Source organism: Protofrankia sp. CiP1_Cm_nod2 (genome assembly GCF_920664355.1).
In the GTDB taxonomy this organism is placed as follows: Bacteria; Actinomycetota; Actinomycetes; order Frankiales; family Frankiaceae; genus Protofrankia.
In genome coordinates this window covers 3,007-4,381 of the sequence record NZ_CAKKTL010000360.1, presented here as the reverse complement: position 1 = coordinate 4,381, position 1,375 = coordinate 3,007, and the positions used below count along the sequence as shown (strand labels likewise).

The window sequence follows — 1,375 nt, the reverse complement described above, 5'->3', positions numbered from 1 at the left end:
TGGTCGGCGGGGTGTTGTTAGTCGTCGGTGATTTCGGCGAGGGCGGCGCGGGCGGATTTCTCGTCGACGATCGCGTGTCCGGCGGCGTAGGCGGCGACGAGGGCTTGGACCGCGAGGTTGTTTACCGCTCGGGGGTAGCCCCGGGCGGTCGTGTGGATCAGGGTCATCGCGTCGTTGGAGAACAGGGTGTCGGACCGGCCGGCGAGGCTGATGTGGTGGCGGATGTAGCTGGCGGTCTCCTCGGGGGTCATCGGGGGCATGGTGTAGCGGATCGTGATGCGCTGCTCGAGGGCGGCGAGGACCGCCAGGCGCATGGTGCGGCGCAGGGTGGGCTGGCCGACGAGCAGGGTCGCGAGCGGGGAGTCGGAGTCGATGGCGTGGTTCGTGAGCATGCGGACGGTCTCGAGCTGGTCGTAGCCGAGTAGGTGGGCCTCGTCCAGGACGAGGACGGGTGTGCGGCCGCGTTCGTCGCGGGCGGAGGCGAGTGCTGCGGCTGACTGGGCGATCAGCCGGGAGGACAGGTTCGTGGGTGGGGCGCCGAACGCGGTCACGATGGCCTCGTGAATGCCCCGGACTCCTATCTGCGGGTTGCCAAGATAGATCACGGTGTGGCGGGACGGGTCGAGGTCGGCGAGCGCGGTGCGGACCGCGACGGTCTTGCCGGCGCCGACCTCGCCGGTGACGATCCCGATGCCGCGCTCCGCGATGCACCAGGACAACCGGGCGACGGCCTGGTTGTGGGCGTCGTGGCGGTGCAGCATGCCGGGGGCGAGGTCGCGGCTGAACGGGGTGCGGGTGAAACCGTAGTGCGCACGCAGCTTTTCGAGCATCAGAACGGTTCCTTGAGGGGGAGGGTGAACGCGGCCGGGTCCGGGGTGCTGTCACGGTCACGGCAATGGGTGGTGATCACTGTGGTGGCGAGGTCCTGGACGGTGACGGCGACGTGCAGGACGGTCTCGGCGATCAGGAGGTGGTCGTCGGTGAGGGCGGGGTTGACCAGGTCGCAGGCGGCGTGCGCGATGTCGGAGGCGGCGCGGGAGAGTGCGAAGGCCTCGGCGAGCAGGTCGGGGCCGATGCCGTCGGTGGCGTCGATGGCGCTCATGCGGCGCCCTTGCGCTGCGGGCCGGCTGGGTCGTCGGGGCCGGTCTGGCCCGGGGTGTCGGCGAGCGCCGCATAGTTGATCTTTTGGGTGAGGGTGGTGGTGTGGCGTTCCTGCACGAGGGCGAGATAGTCGATCTGTGTGGGACGGGCCGGTTCGGTCGGGGTTTCCGGGCGGGCCTTGGGATGGCTGTGCCGGGTGATCTCGAACGGGGTCGCGGTGCCGATGTCGGTGTTGCCGAGGCGCAGCGCGATGGTGGTCAGGTCGAACGGGTCG

2 protein-coding genes and 1 pseudogene are annotated in these 1,375 nt (G+C 70.1%); all 3 read right to left on the bottom strand.

All coding sequences use genetic code 11. From position 1 onward, the window contains the following. Window positions 1-17 precede the first annotated feature (17 nt). Window positions 18-830 (bottom strand): AAA family ATPase, encoded by an 813-nt coding sequence (locus tag NBW84_RS23340; protein WP_250287431.1) that lies wholly within the window; start codon window positions 828-830, stop codon window positions 18-20. Then, window positions 830-1,102, bottom strand: a complete 273-nt coding sequence (locus NBW84_RS23335) for a hypothetical protein (protein WP_250287428.1) — start codon at window positions 1,100-1,102, stop codon at window positions 830-832. Before NBW84_RS23335 ends, NBW84_RS23340 begins: the two co-directional genes overlap by 1 nt. Continuing rightward, window positions 1,099-1,375 (bottom strand): annotated as a pseudogene (locus NBW84_RS23330) (hypothetical protein); the annotation flags it as partial. The gene NBW84_RS23335 and the pseudogene NBW84_RS23330, both read right to left, overlap by 4 nt.